Origin of the sequence: Tenacibaculum sp. MAR_2009_124 (assembly GCF_900105455.1) — a bacterium.
Classification (GTDB): domain Bacteria; phylum Bacteroidota; class Bacteroidia; order Flavobacteriales; family Flavobacteriaceae; genus Polaribacter.
Window position 1 is genome coordinate 313,594 of the sequence record NZ_FNSF01000001.1, and the last position, 17,757, is coordinate 331,350.

At 32.2% G+C, this 17,757-nt stretch carries 18 protein-coding genes; 7 read left to right on the top strand and 11 right to left on the bottom strand.

Annotated features, from left to right (window positions below):
* Positions 1 to 95 precede the first annotated feature (95 nt).
* Positions 96 to 932: an aminotransferase class IV gene (locus BLW23_RS00625; RefSeq protein WP_093667320.1), complete on the top strand. Its 837-nt coding sequence runs from the start codon at positions 96 to 98 to the stop codon at positions 930 to 932.
* 3 nt (positions 933 to 935) lie between these two features.
* On the opposite strand, the gene BLW23_RS00630 is transcribed toward BLW23_RS00625, so the two are convergent.
* The 5 genes from BLW23_RS00630 to BLW23_RS00650 all read right to left on the bottom strand — a co-directional run bounded on the left by BLW23_RS00630 (position 936) and on the right by BLW23_RS00650 (position 6,040).
* Positions 936 to 1,499 carry a YqgE/AlgH family protein gene (locus tag BLW23_RS00630; RefSeq protein ID WP_176829719.1) on the bottom strand — a complete coding sequence of 188 codons (564 nt, stop codon included), beginning with the start codon at positions 1,497 to 1,499 and terminating at the stop codon, positions 936 to 938.
* Positions 1,500 to 1,572: 73 nt separating this feature from the next.
* Positions 1,573 to 2,322, bottom strand: coding sequence for a LytR/AlgR family response regulator transcription factor (locus BLW23_RS00635; RefSeq protein WP_093667321.1), 750 nt, complete (start codon positions 2,320 to 2,322; stop codon positions 1,573 to 1,575).
* A 37-nt stretch (positions 2,323 to 2,359) separates the two neighbouring features.
* Positions 2,360 to 4,408, bottom strand: a complete 2,049-nt coding sequence (locus BLW23_RS00640; protein WP_093667322.1) for a histidine kinase — start codon at positions 4,406 to 4,408, stop codon at positions 2,360 to 2,362.
* 167 nt (positions 4,409 to 4,575) lie between these two features.
* Complete coding sequence (locus tag BLW23_RS00645) at positions 4,576 to 5,664, bottom strand: hypothetical protein (RefSeq protein WP_143032068.1); 1,089 nt, start codon at positions 5,662 to 5,664, stop codon at positions 4,576 to 4,578.
* Positions 5,665 to 5,824: 160 nt separating this feature from the next.
* Positions 5,825 to 6,040, bottom strand: coding sequence for a hypothetical protein (locus tag BLW23_RS00650; protein WP_093667324.1), 216 nt, complete (start codon positions 6,038 to 6,040; stop codon positions 5,825 to 5,827).
* 217 nt (positions 6,041 to 6,257) lie between these two features.
* On the opposite strand from BLW23_RS00650, the gene BLW23_RS00655 reads away from it, so the two are divergent.
* The 5 genes from BLW23_RS00655 (at position 6,258) to BLW23_RS00675 (ending at position 9,592) form a co-directional block, all read left to right on the top strand.
* A complete protein-coding gene (locus BLW23_RS00655) occupies positions 6,258 to 6,944 on the top strand; it encodes a DUF6058 family natural product biosynthesis protein (RefSeq protein WP_093667325.1) in 687 nt (228 codons plus the stop codon).
* 3 nt (positions 6,945 to 6,947) lie between these two features.
* On the top strand, positions 6,948 to 7,493 hold the full coding sequence (locus BLW23_RS00660; protein WP_093667326.1) for a dihydrofolate reductase family protein: 546 nt from the start codon (positions 6,948 to 6,950) through the stop codon (positions 7,491 to 7,493).
* A gap of 29 nt (positions 7,494 to 7,522) precedes the next feature.
* Positions 7,523 to 8,506 (top strand): D-cysteine desulfhydrase family protein, encoded by a 984-nt coding sequence (locus BLW23_RS00665; protein WP_093667327.1) that lies wholly within the window; start codon positions 7,523 to 7,525, stop codon positions 8,504 to 8,506.
* A 9-nt stretch (positions 8,507 to 8,515) separates the two neighbouring features.
* The gene (locus BLW23_RS00670) at positions 8,516 to 8,806 is read left to right on the top strand and encodes a hypothetical protein (protein ID WP_093667328.1); all 291 of its coding nucleotides are present in this window, start codon (positions 8,516 to 8,518) and stop codon (positions 8,804 to 8,806) included.
* A 111-nt stretch (positions 8,807 to 8,917) separates the two neighbouring features.
* A complete protein-coding gene (locus BLW23_RS00675; RefSeq protein WP_093667329.1) occupies positions 8,918 to 9,592 on the top strand; it encodes an NAD(P)H-dependent oxidoreductase in 675 nt (224 codons plus the stop codon).
* 68 nt (positions 9,593 to 9,660) lie between these two features.
* Here the strand turns inward: BLW23_RS00675 and BLW23_RS00680 are convergent, their stop codons facing one another.
* From BLW23_RS00680 to BLW23_RS00705, 6 genes are all read right to left on the bottom strand, one after another.
* Positions 9,661 to 10,464 (bottom strand): 3-keto-disaccharide hydrolase, encoded by an 804-nt coding sequence (locus tag BLW23_RS00680; RefSeq protein WP_093667330.1) that lies wholly within the window; start codon positions 10,462 to 10,464, stop codon positions 9,661 to 9,663.
* A gap of 15 nt (positions 10,465 to 10,479) precedes the next feature.
* Positions 10,480 to 11,220 (bottom strand): class I SAM-dependent DNA methyltransferase, encoded by a 741-nt coding sequence (locus tag BLW23_RS00685; protein ID WP_093667331.1) that lies wholly within the window; start codon positions 11,218 to 11,220, stop codon positions 10,480 to 10,482.
* A 13-nt stretch (positions 11,221 to 11,233) separates the two neighbouring features.
* Positions 11,234 to 12,286, bottom strand: coding sequence for a sugar phosphate isomerase/epimerase family protein (locus BLW23_RS00690; RefSeq protein WP_093667332.1), 1,053 nt, complete (start codon positions 12,284 to 12,286; stop codon positions 11,234 to 11,236).
* Between the two features lie 184 nt (positions 12,287 to 12,470).
* Positions 12,471 to 13,607, bottom strand: a complete 1,137-nt coding sequence (locus tag BLW23_RS00695; RefSeq protein ID WP_093667333.1) for a Gfo/Idh/MocA family protein — start codon at positions 13,605 to 13,607, stop codon at positions 12,471 to 12,473.
* 8 nt (positions 13,608 to 13,615) lie between these two features.
* Positions 13,616 to 14,845 (bottom strand): nucleoside permease, encoded by a 1,230-nt coding sequence (locus BLW23_RS00700; RefSeq protein WP_093667334.1) that lies wholly within the window; start codon positions 14,843 to 14,845, stop codon positions 13,616 to 13,618.
* Between the two features lie 6 nt (positions 14,846 to 14,851).
* Positions 14,852 to 15,841 (bottom strand): sugar phosphate isomerase/epimerase family protein, encoded by a 990-nt coding sequence (locus BLW23_RS00705; RefSeq protein WP_093667335.1) that lies wholly within the window; start codon positions 15,839 to 15,841, stop codon positions 14,852 to 14,854.
* A gap of 199 nt (positions 15,842 to 16,040) precedes the next feature.
* Between BLW23_RS00705 and BLW23_RS00710 the strand changes: the two genes are divergently transcribed.
* Positions 16,041 to 17,747, top strand: coding sequence for a GMC oxidoreductase (locus BLW23_RS00710; RefSeq protein WP_093667336.1), 1,707 nt, complete (start codon positions 16,041 to 16,043; stop codon positions 17,745 to 17,747).
* The last annotated feature ends 10 nt before the right edge of the window (positions 17,748 to 17,757 follow it).

Below are 17,757 nucleotides of genomic sequence, written 5' to 3' on the forward strand. Positions count from 1 at the left end.
TGAATAATATTCGCGGATATTTATATTTAATAATTAGGATAATTATGTTTAAAATTCTCTAAAATTAGTAATTTTGCAATCCCAAAAATCATATAATGATAAATCTAAACGGAACAATAATTTCTTCAAACGAAGTTGCTCTAACAAATGAAAACAGAGCTTTTAAATATGGAGATGGTGTTTTTGAAACGATTAAAATACAAAACAATAAGGTTGTCTTTTTTGAAGATCATTATTTTCGATTAATGGCTTCAATGCGCATGTTACGTATGAAGATTCCAATGACATTTACATTAGAGTTCTTGCAGGAAGAAATTCTTAAAACAGTGAAAGCAGATTCTTCTGGAAACACGACTTTCAGAGCTAGATTAACTGTTTATCGTAAAGATGGAGGATTGTATTTACCTAAAACAAATGAGATAGATTATTTAATAGATGTAACTCCACTTGAGGTAAAATTAAAAGAAGTATATACCATAGATTTATTTAAAGATTTTTATAATTATTCAGGGTTGTTATCTACGGTTAAAACAACCAATAGAATGTTAAACACTTTAGCCTCGGTTTTCGCACAGGAAAATGATTTAGATAACTGTGTTTTATTAAATGAAAATAAAGGTGTGGTTGAGGTAACCAATGGAAATATATTTATTGTAAAAGGTGCTGTTATTAAAACACCGGCATTAACTGAAGGTTGTATAAAAGGTGTGATTCGAAAAAAAATTATTGAAATAATAGAAAAGCACGCTGATTTTACTTTGGAAGAAACATCAATTTCTCCCTTTGAAATTCAAAAAGCCGATGAAGTTTTTATAACAAATGCTATAGTGGGGGTTCAGTCAGTAACTAACTATCGAAAGAAGAAATTTTCTAAAGAAGTTACACAAAAACTACAAAATAGTTTGAGAGTAATGAGTATAACAGGTGGATAAAGTCTAGTTTAATTGAACATCACTCGGAGCATTCGCCCAAATCTTGTATTCTCCTCCTCTTTTTAAGAGTTGGTTTTTCCAGAGAGTTTCGTTGTTTATAGCGAAAATATTTGGATACACATTTTGAGAGACAAACCAAGAATTGGTTTTTAATTCATCGTCTAATTGATTGGTGTCCCAACCCGAATAACCTAAGAAAAATCGAATATCACTTGGTTTCACAGTGTTATTATTTAAATGTTCTTTTAAACACTCAAAGTTACCTCCCCAATAAATGCCATCATTTACTTCAATACTATTGGGTAAAAGTTCAGGAACTTTATGAATAAAGTACAAGTTGTCTTGTTCAACTGGACCGCCTTGATAAACAGTGAAATCACAATCAATATCAGGAACTAGGTCGCTTAAAGTATAATGCAGTGGCCTATTCATAATAAAGCCTACAGAACTCTTTTGAGTATGTTCGGTAAGTAGCACGATGGACCTCTTAAACGAGTTATCGTTCAAAATGGAAGGCTCTGCAATGAGCAGTCTTCCTCTTTCTGGTTTAAGAATACTTGCTGGCATGAAATTTTTATTTAAAATACCAAGATAAGTAAAAATTAATAAAACTTTAACATAAAAGGTGTAATATATTCAGTTAAATGCGTTGCAAAGCTTCAATAACTTCGTTTTTCTTTCTTACAGAAACGGGAATCGATTGATTGTTTTGAAGAACAATATATCCGCCGTCTGACTTTATGAATTCTTTAACAAACTGTAAGTTAATAAGATGGCTCTGATGAACACGTAAGAAGTTATATTCCTTTAGAATGTCGGAGAAGTATTTCAAGGTCTTTCCGACTAAAATTTTCTTAGTATCATTCATGAAAAATTCAGTATAATTATTGTCTGATTTACAGTGCATAATATCATCTAAATTCACCACAATTATCTTATCAGAGGAATTAAGTGATATTTTTTTGGGTCTTTGGTTGGGGTAAGAAATAGAATCTTGAAGTACCGATAATTGTTCTTTATTCGGAGATATTTGTGATTTCGCTTTTTTAATGGCATTACTCAAGTCTTCCGATGAATAAGGTTTTAAAATGTAATCAATAGCTGCAAATTTAAAAGCTTTGATAGCGTATTCATCACTTGCCGTAACAAAAATAATTTTTGAAGATAGATTAGGATGAATTTCTAGCACATCAAAACCAGTACCATCTCCAAGCATAATATCAAGAAAAAGAATATCTGGTTCTTGTTGCCTCAATAACTTAGAAGCTTCAACAACACTTTTGCCTTTAGCTATAATTTCAATTTCGGGATGATTAATGGAGAGATCATTTTCTAACATTTCCAAAGCTGGTGAATAATCGTCAACAAGAATAGCGGTTAAATTTTTCATTTGTTTGTTTTTTATTGGTGCACTACAAATACCTTTTTTAAAAATCCGTTTTTAGCGGTATTTTAAACCAAACTTTAGTTCCCAGTATTTCTTGGTTTTCTTTTAATTCTGTAAAATTAATAGAAGTTTCTGAACCCAGGTTTTTAATTCTCTCTTTTGTTACTTTCAAAGCTAAAGAAGCATGCTCTTTTTTATTTTTTGCTTTTTGAGAATGGAATATACCAATACCATTATCAATAATTTCACAATGAAGAAAGTTTTTATAGTCGAAAAAATTAATAGTTAGTTTTCCGTCTTTTATGGATTTAATACCATGCTTAATGCTATTTTCCACAAATGGTTGAACTAGCATAGGCGGAATCATAATTTCTTCGGTATCTAATGATAATTTTGTGTTTATTGTATAGGTGAATGAATCATGACTCATTTGTTGTTCAAGGCAAACATAGTTATCTAAAGTTTGAATTTCCTCTGCCAAGCTGATATCATCTTTTCGTGAAGTATTTAGTACAGATCGTAAGAGACTTGAAAATTTAGAAATGGTACTATTTAAATCATCAACCTTTCCCGCATTTCCTAAAGCTTTAATCCCATTTAAAACATTGAATACAAAATGAGGGTTCATTTGTAATTGTAAGGCTTTTTGCTCTAAAGTCAATAGATGATTTTCTATTTGTAATTGCTTGATTTTTTCTTCATTTTTACCTTGAAGTTTTTTTACATAAAGAAAAATAAAGAATCCTATAATTGCTAAAAGAAAAACTCCAACAGACCATTTAAACCATAATTTTTGATAAAAAGGTTTGTCAATATAAAATTGAAAATGGATGGGGGTACTTTCTTGTTGATTACTTACTTTCGATTGCACACTAAAGGTGTATTCACCAGCACTTAAATTAGCTAAGTTGACAGAGCTTTTATTTGACCAAGGACTATAATCTCCATTAAGTTTATATCGATAAACAATGTTTTTTGGATTATTAATGTCGATGGCTTTATATGAAAAAGCAAGATGATTTTTATGTGAAGGTAACTCAAAAACTTTATCATATCCATTAAAGCTAATACTATCGATGGGTTGGTGTAATACCTCAATGTTTTCGAAGGAAATTGAAGGCGTAAAGCTTTTTCCATGAATGGTATCTTTAAATTTAAAAATTCCATTATATAAAGTAGCCACCCAAACATTACGTTGGGAATCTTCAAATATGTCTGTAATAGCGTTCGTTTTAAATGTATTGTATTTGTTTATTTTTCTGTTGAATGTAAAATTATTATTCAAAACTTCAATACCATCACTAGGAGAAAAAGCCCAGTATTGATTCCCAATTTTTCTAATTCCTTTGATGTTGTTGGTAGAAATAGAAACGGTAGAAACTTTTTCATTATGAACTATTTTGATACCACTATTTAAGGTACTGGCTACTATTTTGTTTTTCAGGAGTAATAGTGAAGTGAAATTGCCTGATTCAATTTTATCGATTGATTTTGGATTTCTTAAATAATCGATTTTCCAAAGGGCCTTATTAGTGGCTACCCAGTAGTTTTTTCCATCAAATTGTATATCGTTTACTTGATTTAAATCTATTTGAAAATTAGTTCTTAAAGGAGCTAAAAAGCCTTTTGCAAGCCGATAAACACCTTTGCTAGTTCCAATAAACACGGTTTTTTCTATAGGAGTAATACAGAATATTTCTTTGTTTTCTACGAATTTGAAAGAGTTGTTTCTTCTAATAGAAAACGAGCTAGGGCTTCCAATAAAAAGACTATCGTTATTATTGGATAGCGCACTAATATAATTGGCCGAGATTCCATTTTTTTTGGTAAAGTTTTTAAAATCACTTCCATCAAATCGTGTTAAACCTTTGTTAGACCCAAACCATAGGTAACCTAGTTTGTCTTGAATAATGCAAGTAATTCTATTACTTAATAAGCCTTCTTTTTCTGTATAATTCGTATAGGAGTTAAATCGATTTCCATTTGGATTCGAATCGAAATAAGCATTTGAGTAGCTATTTTGTTGAGCAACTAGAAAGTTAGTACTTAAAATAAATAATAAAAAAATAATTCTGTCTACAAGCTTCATAAAGCAAACTTACTTAAATTCAAAAAGAAAACCGCCATTATTAATTTATCCAAAGTCTAAATAGAATTTTATAAAACCTCTTTAAACCTCATACTATTGAACTTTGAACAATTTTAATAATAGCGGAAACAACTATTAATCCGTTAACTATTTCATAGCAATTCAACTTATTTCATAGCATATAAACGTTTGTTTGAGGTATCTGGCTTCACATGTTCTAAATCGCCATAAGGTTTAATAATGGGTTTCAAAACACATAATACAGTTGAGAGTCCTTTAATAGTTAACTGGTCATCTTTAAGCTGCCATTTCCATCTGAATTTTTCAATAGGAATATTCAATTCTTTTACTTTTTTAGACAAGTCTTCGTCATTTGCAATTAAATCCATAATCTCTTCTTGCATAGTAAAATATGGCATCTCTTCATCAGAATTTACATAGTTGAATGTGAATTCAATTGGTACGTTGTATTTAACGGTATAGGGTTCACCAACATATCGTTCTCTTTCATTTGTTAAAGCTGAAAACCATTCAATTTCTTTTTCATTAGGATATTTACGAGCTATTTCTTTTGATAGGTCTACTTTACCTGGAGAATTTGCAGTAGGGTAGAAAACATAGTGGGGTTTTGCTAAATAATGGTCGGTAAATTCACCTCCGAATACTGTAAAATAGGGAGAAGCTAAAACTTGAGGTGTTTTATTAGTTTCAAAAGTCCTTTTCAAGTTCGAAATTAAACCTGTCATTTTGGAGATTCCATTTCCATGAAAGATAATTTTTGAAGTTTCGTTTAACACATTTTTTAAAGCTGGGATTTCTCCATTTTCTATAGTTTCCTTTAAAGCTTGTTTATTCAATTTTTGACCGTTTACAGTCGTTTCTAAATCTAATCCTAGCTGCGGTATATTATTGTTAACAATGTGAATTTCGCCATAAGGATATTCAGAAGCATTAGAGTTTAACCATTCAATGATTTCTTCGATAGAGTAAGCACCTTCAACAATTTGATATTCCTTATTCGCAAAATATGAAATGGCGGTGGTATAGAAACTAGCTTCGTTTTTATCGTAACCTGTTACAAAAACCACCGGCTTTCTGGTTGTTTCTTTATCTGAAACTAGATTATTTAGTGCTGATTTATTTTTTTTATTTTGCAAAATTTCGCTTGCTGTTTTTCCTTTTTTACAGCCAATAAAATTACCTGTAAGTACTAACAATCCCATTGTTATCACTATTGTTTTAAATCTTCTTTTCATGTGTTTGTATTTATTATTTTTCAATTGTCACATGTAACCTTTGATATTTAAAATAATTATTATGTTATGTGCCACTAATTATTTTTGAATATGTCGGTTTCATTTTTTATAATTTTATTGAAACATTTTCAACTACCATTTAAGGGTGTTTCCATTCATGTTAGTGTTTCAAGGTTACTATTACGTTTTTATAGGTTTCAAAAGTTATAGGAAGGTTGTTAAGTATTTTTTTTAGATTTCTATCTAACAACCAAACTCCATCGCTTTCTTTTTCGGTTTTAGCAACTTTCCCACTAGCATCAATATGTAACTTAATTTGTGCATACTTTTTTAAATACATTTCTATAAGCATTGAATAGTAAGTCTCTAGTTTCATTTTTCTTTGTTTTACACTTCAAAATTACAGGAGAATTAAAGTAGTATTTGGACAGAATTAGAATTCGTTTGGATTAAATTAGAATTCGTTAAAAGAAATAGAAAAGTAATGCGTCAGTGTTAAAATCGGGCTGCTTTTTTGTGAAAAGAACTACTTTAGTAAAACATTTTCATCTATATACTTTTAGAGGTTGAAGAGGTGGAGTAAAAAATTAATAATGAAGACGGATTTAGAATATATTCAAGAAAACTATATTGAATTAAGCGACTTGTTTGATACGTGTAATATTTCACGCGAGGAGTTTAATCAATTAGTAGAAAATAAGCTCGTACCAAAAAGCTCTTATGAAATAAAAACCAAGCATGTGATAACATCTTCCTTAGGAGATGAGATTGTGGTGGAGGATGTAAAGAAATACTACCCGAAAAACACTGTTGATTTGGTTGATAAAAACAGAAAACTAAATAATCCTCAAGAATTTAAGAAAGTGTTTAAAAAAGAGTTTCTAAATACTTTTATGAATAATAAGGATCATAATTTTGCTTATGATGGAATTGTAAATAAAGAGGGAAGTATTGATCTTGAGAAATTAGAAAATGCATTTGAAATAGAATGGCAATATTATCTTCAAGGAATCTATGGGATTTGTACATTAAATAATAATGCAAAGGAAATAGCAAGTAAAGAAATAGCCGTTAAGAAGTTAATTGATTTTATTAATCTCCATGGAGAAACTATTTTAAATGATGGACTTAAAGAGGAGTTAAAAGGGTTAAATAATGATTTTAATTCGATATCTAATGTATTTGCTCCTTACCAACGGGAAGCAAGTAGTAGAGGTAAATACTTAGATAAAATGCTTGAAATAAATTCACTGAGTCATTTGAAAAAGAAATATGAGTAAATCATGAAAACTAAAAATAGTGTGTTTATAGCTACAAGTATTGATGGTTATATATCAGATAAGAATGGAAAAATAGATTGGCTAAATACAATCCCGAATCCATCGAACGATGATATGGGCTATAATGAGTTTATGATTGGAATTGATGCTTTGGTTATGGGAAGAAAAACGTTTGAAACGGTTTGTAGTTTTGATGTTGATTGGCCTTATGAAAAGCCAGTTTTTGTTTTATCTAATAGTTTGCAGGAAGTGGAGGAGGAGCTTAAGGATAAAGTGTTTTTGATTCATGGTTCTTTGAAAGAAGTCTTACATCAAATACGCAAAAAAGGATTTAAAAACTTATATATTGATGGAGGAGCAACGATTCAAAGTTTTTTAAAAGAAGATTTGATTGATGAGTTTGTTATTACAACTATTCCCATATTATTAGGTGGAGGCACGTCTTTATTTTCTGAGTTACCTAAAAAAATGGAGTATGAATTAGTAAATACGAAGCAATACTTAAATGCCATTTCACAAAATCGTTTTAGAAGAAAAAGAATAAATTAAGAATTATCTATCATCAAATAAATAAAGTTATGCTAGACAATAAATTTGAATTGGGGTTTTTCCCAACTCCATTGCAAAATTTGAAGAATCTTTCTGAAAAGTTTGAAAACTATAGCATCTATATAAAAAGAGATGATCATACAGGATTGGCGTCTGGAGGAAACAAAACGAGAAAATTAGAGTACTTGATTCAACAAGCAATCGATGAAGGTTGTGATACGGTTATTACCGCAGGAGCGCAACAGTCAAATCATTGTAGACAAACTGCGGCAGCATGTAGCATTGCGGGCCTAGAATGTCATTTACTTTTAGGAGGACATAAACCAGATGTATTTGATGGTAATTTATTGTTGTCTTCTATTTTAGGAGCTACCATACATTTCACAGGTGACAATAGGAAAGGAGAAGATAAAGAGTTTTTGAAAGCAAAACTAGAAAGGGAAGGACGAAAGTGTTTTGTTATTCCTTATGGAGGATCCAATTTAACTGGTGCTTTAGGGTTCGTTAGTGCTGTAAAGGAGTTAAAAGAACAATTGGAGCAACAAAAGTTGAATATCGACTATGTTTTCTTTGCTTCGAGCTCTGGAGGAATGCAGGCTGGACTTACTTTGGGAAAAGAACTTTACGGTTTAAATACTGAATTGATACCTATAAACATTGATAAAGACGAAACAAACGGACTATCATTAGAAGAAGTTGTTTACGGTATTGTAAAAGAGGGAGAAGAGAAGCTTCAGGTAAATACCAATATACAGTTATCAGATATTTCTTTAAATAGAGCATATGACAAAGATGGGTATGGAGTGGTCACTGAAAAGGAGCGAAAAGCTATTAACGAATTGGCGAGAACTGAAGGGATTTTATTAGATCCAGTGTATACGGGAAGGGCTTTTTATGGAATGCTTGATGTTTTAAGACGGAAAAATATTCCAAAAGGAGCAAATGTCCTTTTCTGGAATACGGGCGGTTTACCAGCCGTTTTTAAATATGCTGAGGAGTTGAAGAGTAAATAGATAAAATTAATGATTCCAACTAGTCAAGATTTTTATTTAGTTTATGGTTGTTATATCGTTACTTTCATATTAATATTGATTGGATATAGGTTTGGAAGAAATAAAAAAGCGTATTTCTATCATTTAATGTTTTATCTTGTATATACCATATTAATGGTTTTTGTTTATATGGATAAAGATAATTTTGGAGGCGGAGCTTCTTTGGTAGTGCTGTTCTATTCAGGACTATGTATCGTTATACATTGGACTGTATTTTTTCTCATAGAAATTATTAAGGGTATTAGAACTCTTAAGTTTTAGACATTCTGTTTAGTTAAAAAGTTCATACTATACTTTTTGACCGTTATTGCATGAATCAATTACTGTACTTAAGTTTGTAACTATAAAAAATATAGTATAAAATAAATACCTATGAGTATACCTAATATTTCAAAAGAAGATATTTTAAATGCATTTAATTACAGACATGCAACCAAAGAGTTTAACGCTGATAAAAAACTAAGTAAAGAAGACATTGATTTTATTCTTAAGATAGCGAACCTTTCACCAAGCTCTTTTGGATTTGAACCTTGGCATTTTATTGTGGTTCAAGATAAAGAATTGAGAGAATTATTAAAACCTGTGGCTTGGGGAGCCCCTGTCAAATTAGATACAGCAAGTCATTTTGTATTGGGGTTAACAATGAAATCTCCTTTGACAAAATGGGATTCAGATTATATCATGCACATGATGAAAGAGGTAAAGCAGTTTCCAGAAGATGTTGTGGAAATGTATTCAAAGTTTTATCGCGAATTTCAGCAAAGAGATTTTGATTTAGATACCGATAAGAAATTATTCGATTGGGCTTCAAAACAATGCTATATCGCATTAGGGAATATGATGACTGCTGCAGCTTTAAATGGTATTGATAGTTGTCCTATTGAAGGATTTCATCAAGAACAATCAGAGGCCTTATTACGCGATAAATTTGGAGTAGATATTGAGAAATATGGACTGTCATACATGGTAGCTTTTGGATATAGAAAAGAAGATCCACCACGAGAAAAATCAAGAAGAAATATAGAAGAAATTGTAACCTGGAAGTAACAGGTTAATAAAAACCTCACAGATTTCAAAATCTGTGAGGTTTATTTTTTTGATATTCATGGCTTGGATTATTCCAATTCACGAACCCAAATATTTCTATAGCTAACACCGCTGTTGTCTTGGTGATCTTGAAGTTTGATTGGTGCTTTACCGTGGGCTTCGTTTTTAGGCCAGCCAATATATTCTGAGGTTCCTTCAATTTCAAAATGATCTTGTACTAAAACTCCGTTATGCAGCACTGTAATGGTGCCTGATTTGTTTTTTTTTCCCTCCTTATTAAACTGTGGTGCATGATAAATAATATCGTAACTATTCCATTTTCCAGTTTCAACAGAAGCCATTGCTAGTGGAATTGATTGTTTATAAATAGAAGCTACTTGTCCATTTACATAAGTAGGATTATCATTATTATCCAATACTTGAACCTCATATCGATTTTGTAGGAATACACCACTGTTACTTTTATTTTGGTTTGTTTGTGTATTATTAGGGTCAGATCGCCATTCGATATGCAATTGAACACTTCCAAAATTACGTTTGGTTTGTATATCGCCGGTTTTGTCTTTAACGGTCATACTACCATTTTCATTTAAGTTCCATTGCACAGCGGTACTATCTCTGCTTGAAATCCATTCATTAAAGTTGGTTCCATCGAATAAAACAATGGCATCTGAAGGAACTCCAGATTCATTAAAATTAACTTTCGGAGGAACTGGTTTCCAAATTTCAGTTTCTTCTGGTTTCGTAGGTTCTTTCTTTTGTTCCGTTGCTTTAGTTGTTTCGTTTTCAGAATTATTATTTACTGAATTGTTTTCACAAGCGGTTAGTAAAACAATTAGTAATAACAATAAGCTTATTGACTTAAATTTCATTGGTTTGTTTTTATGTTATATAACTTTTTCGGCGATTACCATATAAGTTGGAAACGCATAGGTTTTTCTTTTAAAAATATCGTTTACTTTAAAATTAGTTAAGTTTAAAAAAAGTAAGATTTCATCTTTTGTAAAGGCTCTAACTTTTGCTGAGTCCTTTCCAATTTCTATTAAATTACCTTGTTGTTCTTCGTAATAAGTGGAACTCCAATTCAGATGCCAATTCGATAAAATATTCGGTTCCCAAATACTTTTACGTATGTAATTTTTGTTTTTAAACTCAGCTTTGTGAGTAATACTATTTGTTTTATTTACGTAAGGTATAAACTCATTGGCGTCTATGAAATCGAAACAAAACAATCCTTTTTCCGTTAAAACGTTGTGTATGCATTTGAATGAAGATAGAACATGGTTATTTTCAACTAAATAACTAATCGTTCTCCCCGTAATTAATACACTTTCTATTTGATTGGCTAATTTAAAAGAACGCATGTCACCTTGTACAAAAGGAGTATTTGGATTTTTCTCCTTTGCTATTTTCAACATATCAGCACTCATATCAAGACCACAGTACTCATAGTTATTACGAATAAAATGTTTTGCTAAACTACCTGTACCACAACCAATTTCTAAAAGCTTTTTTTTGTTGAATTTATCTAGGAAGCTTTCGTATAGTTCATATTCTAACTTATAATCTATGAATGTTGCATACATAGCTTCGTAAACCTCTGCTAAGTCATTATATAAATTACTCATCGTATGTCGCGTTTTATAAGCCCAAAATGCGTTTTAACTTTTCGTCATCGGTATCATCTCCAGCGAAATCATCGAAACGTTTTTTCGTTGCTTGAATAATATGATCACTAATAAACTTAGCACCTTCTATCGCTCCTTGTTCCGCATCTTTAATACAACATTCCCATTCCATAACGGCCCAAACATCGCAGCCATATTGTGTTAGTTTTGAAAAAATGGTCTTAAAATCGATCTGACCATCTCCTAAAGATCGATAACGACCAGCTCTATCTCCCCAATCTGAATAACCACCAAAAGCACCTTTTTTTCCTGTAGGATTGAATTCGGCATCTTTTACATGGAAAGACTTAATAAACTCATGATAATGGTCGATATAAGCGATGTAATCCAATTGCTGCAATACGAAGTGAGAAGGGTCGTATAAAATATTCACTCTTTTATGGTTATTGGTCGCTTCTAAGAAACGTTCGAAAGTAATTCCGTCATGTAAATCTTCTCCTGGATGAATTTCATAACAAACATCTACACCACAATCATCAAAATGGTTTAAAATTGGAAGCCATCTATCAGCAAGTTCTTTAAATCCCATTTCAACCAATCCGTTTGGGCGCTGTGGCCATGGGTGCATGGTATGCCAAAGTAAAGAGCCAGAGAAGGTAGCATGAGTATTTAATCCCAAATGCATACTAGCAGTGGCTGCATTTTTAACTTGTTGTTTAGCCCATTCCGTTCGTTCTTTTGGATTATTTTTTAAATGCTCAGGAGCAAAATTATCAAACATGACATCGTAAGCTGAATGTACTGCAACTAACTGCCCTTGGAGATGGGTTGATAATTCAGTGATTTCGAGTCCATATGAAGCTACTTTGCCTTTGAGTTCATCGCAATAGGTTTTACTTTCAGCAGCCTTATCTAAATCTATCAATCGTTGTTCCCAAGTAGGAATTTGAATTCCTTTATATCCTAAATTGCTAGCCCATTTACAAAGCCCATCTAAAGAATTAAACGGTGCTTTATCATCTATAAATTGAGCTAGAAAAACAGCAGGTCCCTTTATTGTTTTCATGCGTTTATTGTTGTAGTTTTTTAATGGTCACATGTAACCTTTGATGTTAAAAATAACCATTCTATTTTAGTAATTATTTTTAGCATGTCGGTTTCATTACTATTTAAATTTTGAATCTTCGGTTTTCCATATTATAGAATTCGAAATTGCTATTGATTAATTCAAGGGGTTTAAACCCCTTGAATTAATCAATAGCAATCCAAACATTCCCTTTTTGATGAGATTCAACGGATTTTTCTATGAAATTCATTCCACGTAGACCTTCTGTAAGGTTAGGGAATTCTCCAATGTTGTATTCTTCATTATTAATAGCTCTGGCAACACCTTTATAAATATTTCCCATAGCATCAAAAATACCTTCTGGATGCCCAGGAGGAAGTTTGGTTCCATCTAAAGAAATAGCACTGTTGTATTCATGTCCTGGTTTTAAGGTTTGAATAGGTTTACCTTCTTCCATTAAATAGAGGTAATTAGGATTTTCTTGCTCCCACTTTAAACCTGCCTTATCTCCGTATATTTTAACTTGAAAGTCGTTCTCTTCTCCCGTGGCAATTTGACTGGCGCAAACAACTCCTTTTACCTTGTTTGAACCTCTTAATAGAACAGTTCCATCAATATCCATGACATTGTCTTCGTAGACGTGATTTAAATCAGCCAGAATACTTTCAATGGTAACTCCAGAAACATATTCTAACATATTAAAAGCATGTGTTCCAATATCTCCAATACAACAGCTAATTCCAGATTTTTCAGGATTAAGACGCCAAGTACTTTTACGTTTATCAACATCATGAATAATTGGGTTAATCCATCCTTGATAATATTGAGCATCTATTTTTTGTACGTTTCCAATAACACCATTCAAAATCATTTCACGCATTTGTCGTACCATTGGGTATCCAGTGTAGGTATAAGTAACGGCAAAAATGATATTGGCTTTTTTAGCAGCATCAAATAAATTTTTAGCTTCGGAATAGGTTGTTGTTAAAGGTTTTTCGCAAATAACATGAAAACCATTTTCGATTAATTTTTTCGCCATAGAGTAATGCAAAAAGTTAGGGGTTAAAACCGATACTATTTGCATTCTTTCTTCCTTCGGAAGTTGTAATTCTTCTGCAACTAACGTATGAACATCCTTATATACTCTATTTGATTTTAAACCAATACTATTCGCAAAATCGAGATTGTTTTTATGGCCCGAGTTAAAAACTCCACCAATCAAATTGTATTTATCAAACATTGAAGAAGCAATTCGATGAACAACACCGATTAAAGAGTTGCTTCCACCACCTAAAATTCCTAATCTTATTTTAGAATTCATTCTAATTATCAAGCTTTATATTCTACATTTTCGTTTTTAAACAATATTGCAAAAATGAACAAAACTACCACCGCAAAAATTGCTGGGAATGTCCATATACTTTGCCAATTATGAGCACCGTTTTCAGTTAAAATATTTTGATCAACGATTTGTCCAGCCACCCAAAAGCCAACTAGCATTCCAACACCATATGTTGCAAGTGTAATTAATCCTTGTGCAGCACTTTTTACTTTTTCACCAGCTTTGGAATCTGTATAAATTTGACCCGAAACAAAAAAGAAATCATAGCAAATGCCATGCAAGGCTATACCGACGGCAATCATAAAGAATAGATCACCAGAATTTCCATAAGCAAATAATAAATATCGAATTCCCCATGCTAGCATTCCAAATAAGATGGTTTTTTTGAACCCGTATTTTTTAAAGAAAAATGGAAGTAATAGCATAAAAACCACCTCTGACATTTGTCCCATAGAGGCCCATGCTGTAGAGTTTTCTACTTTAAGTTCTGTTAAATATGGGCTAATATTTTGATAATAAAAAGCCAATGGAATACAAATAAGAACCGATGAAATAAAGAACACTAAGAAGTTTCTGTCTTTCAGTAATTTCAACGCATCCAGTCCTAGAATATCCGAAATGGTTACTTTTTCATTTTTATTCGAAGGTGGAGTTTTTGGTAACATAAAGCTGAAAAGACCTAAAATTAATGAGGCTATAGCTACCATGGTAAAGGTATTTGACAACATGCCTTGTTCAATATTTTCAATAGCATCCCATTTAAATGCCAAACTAATAATCCAACCTGCAGCGATCCATCCGATCGTACCAAAAACACGAACTAAAGGAAATTGCTTCGAAGGATCGTTCATTTGATTAAAGGCTACGGAATTCACTAAAGCCAAGGTAGGCATATAGGCTATCATATACCCCAAAACATATGGATAAAAAGAATCGAAAGTAGTGGCTTGTGACATGATATACATTAATGCTGCACCTATTAAATGTAAAACTCCAAGTATTTTCTCTGCGTTAAAATACCTATCGGCAATCAGTCCAATAATAAAGGGAGCAACTATTGCACCCCAAGACTGTGTAGAATAGGCCATAGCAGTATCCGCGCCAGAGGCATTTAAGTTATTCCCCATAAATGCGCCCAATGTTACAAACCATCCTCCCCAAATGAAGAATTCAAGGAACATCATGAATGATAGTTTAGTATAGGTTAAAGACTTCATGTTTATTTAGTTATTAAGGTTGTTTATACATTTTTTTACTAGGTCTTTCGTTTTTAGAATTCCTTCTTTGTAATCGGAACTTCCTTCATATTCAACACCAATAAAACCAGTAAAATTTGACTTTGAAACAATTTGTAGCATTCTTTGATAATCTATTTTTGTTTCCTTGCCTTGTTCGTTAAAGGCGTATGATTTTGCTGAAACTCCCTTAGCATAGGGCATTAACTCTTCAATACCTTTATAAATATCATATTCTTCAACACATGGAGCAGACCAACGCGCATTACCTTCTCTTTTCACGCAGAAGTTTCCAAAGTCAGGTAATGTACCACAATAATCAGAATTAACTTGTTTCATTACTTCAGCTAAAAGATTGGCTTTGCTTGAATTACCTCCATGATTTTCTACTAAAATAGCAACATTTTTTGGTTTTGAGTATTCAACAAGCATTTTTAAAGAACGTACAGAGTTTTTAATCCAAAGTTGTTTATCTTCTTCACCAAATAGATTAATTCTTATAGAATGGCAACCTAAGAATTGAGCAGCGTCAATCCATTTTTTATGATTTTCGATAGCTTTATTTGTGATCTCCTCATCTGAAAAAGATAAATCACCTTCTCTGTCAATCATGATAATTAAGTTTTTCATTTCTAAACTATCACTTCTTCTTTTTAATTCCTTCAGAATGGCATCAAGTCCCTTTTCTTTATATGGGTAAGAAACCTCTTCTGATACATATAATTGACTTACGTATTCCAGTCCTTCAAAGCCAAACTTTTTTGCGTCGTCTGCAAAATTCATTGGATCTATGGAGCCATCGAAAATTCCTTTGTGGAGTGACCATTGAGCTAAAGAAAGCTTATAATCAGCTTTTTTAATTTCAATAGTTGCCGATTCAGTTTGTTTAGTCTTCTGAACATCTTTTTTACATGAATATGCTACGCACAACAGTAACATAACCAAAATTACTATTTTTTTAGTTTGTGAATATTTCATTTTTTGAGTTAAAGATTTATTAAATGTATTAATTTTAGATGTATAATATTGTAAATAGGTAATAAAGAGGTGCGTTTGGTTTCAGAAAACGTTTTCGCTCTTCTTTTCACGTTTTTTATGTTAAGAATATGAGAAATCAAAAATCTTTGACTAATTTTCTTTCCAACAAAAACTATCATAATCTTTAAAATATAAGCTAATGAATATAACTAAAGATGTAAATTCTTATGACGCTATTGTTGTAGGAAGCGGAATTTCAGGGGGATGGGCCGCTAAAGAGTTGTGTGAAAAAGGACTTAAAACTTTGGTTTTAGAGAGAGGGAGAATGGTAAATCACCCAACAGATTATCCAACAGCAAATTTAGATCCATGGGATTTCCCAAATGCTGGAAAACCTACTCAAGAGGATATAAAGCGTCAGGAAAAGCAGCATAGAACGGGGTATACAACAAGAAAATATAGAAGTCATTTTTTTGTAGACGATATTGAGCACCCGTATAATGAAAACAAGCGATTCGATTGGATACGCGGGTATCATGTAGGGGGAAGATCCCTCATGTGGGGGCGTCAAAGTTATCGCTTAAGCGACATTGATTTTGAAGCAAATGCAAAAGAAGGAGTTGCCGTAGATTGGCCAATTAGGTATAAAGATTTAGCTCCTTGGTACGATTATGTTGAAGAGTATATTGGAGTAAGTGGTGAGAATTTGGGATTAAAACAATTACCAGATGGAAAACTATTAAAACCAATGGAGTTAAATTGTGTGGAGACCCACTTAAAGGGTAGCATTTCAGAAAATTATGAAGATCGACTATTGACAATTGGTAGAACCGCTCATATTACTGAAGGAACGAAACCAGGAAAAGGCAGGGTAAATTGTCAATATAGAAACCGATGTATGAGAGGTTGTCCGTTCGGGGCATATTTTAGTAGTAATTCATCTACATTACCCGCAGCGGAAGAAACAGGGAATCTTACAATTCGTCCTAACTCGATTGTATATGAGATCGTTTATGATAAGGACTCTAAAAAAGCAACTGGAGTCAAAATTATTGATGCTGAAACCAATAAAACAATAGAATATAAAGCTAAAGTTGTTTTCTTATGTGCTTCAGCAATTGCATCAACATATATTTTATTGAATTCAAAATCGGATCGATTTCCTGAAGGAATGGGAAATGACTCTGGAGAATTAGGTCATAATATTATGGATCATCATTTTAAGGCAGGTGCTTATGGAAAGTTTGATGGCTTTAATGATAAGTATTATTCAGGAAGGCGACCGAATGGTGTTTATATTCCTCGATTTAGAAACTTAGGTGGAGACACAAATCAAAAAAGTTTTTTAAGAGGCTATGGCTATCAAGGAGGAGCTAGTAGAGAAGATTGGTCAGGAAGTATTAGAGAGTTAAGTTATGGGAAAGCTTTTAAAGAAGCAATAATGCAGCCTGGAGGATGGACAATGGGATTGATGGGCTTTGGTGAAACATTACCTTACCATGAAAATATGATGTTTTTAGATTATGAAAAGAAAGATAAATGGGGCTTACCTACAGTAACATTTGATGCTGAGTTTAAACAAAATGAGTTGAATATGCGAAAAGATATGATTCAACAAGGTATGGAAATGTTGGAACGAGCTGGATTTAAAGATATAAAACCGATGGATAGTATTGGAGCTCCTGGATTAGGTATCCATGAGATGGGAACAGCAAGAATGGGGAGAGATCCTAAAACATCGGTATTGAATAAATATAATCAAGTACACAGTGTTAAAAACGTATTTGTAACTGATGGTGCTGCAATGACCTCGTCAGCTTGTCAAAATCCATCGTTAACCTATATGGCGATGACGGCAAGGGCTGCAAATTATGCGGTTAGTGAACTTAAAAAAGGGAATTTATAAAATAGTAATT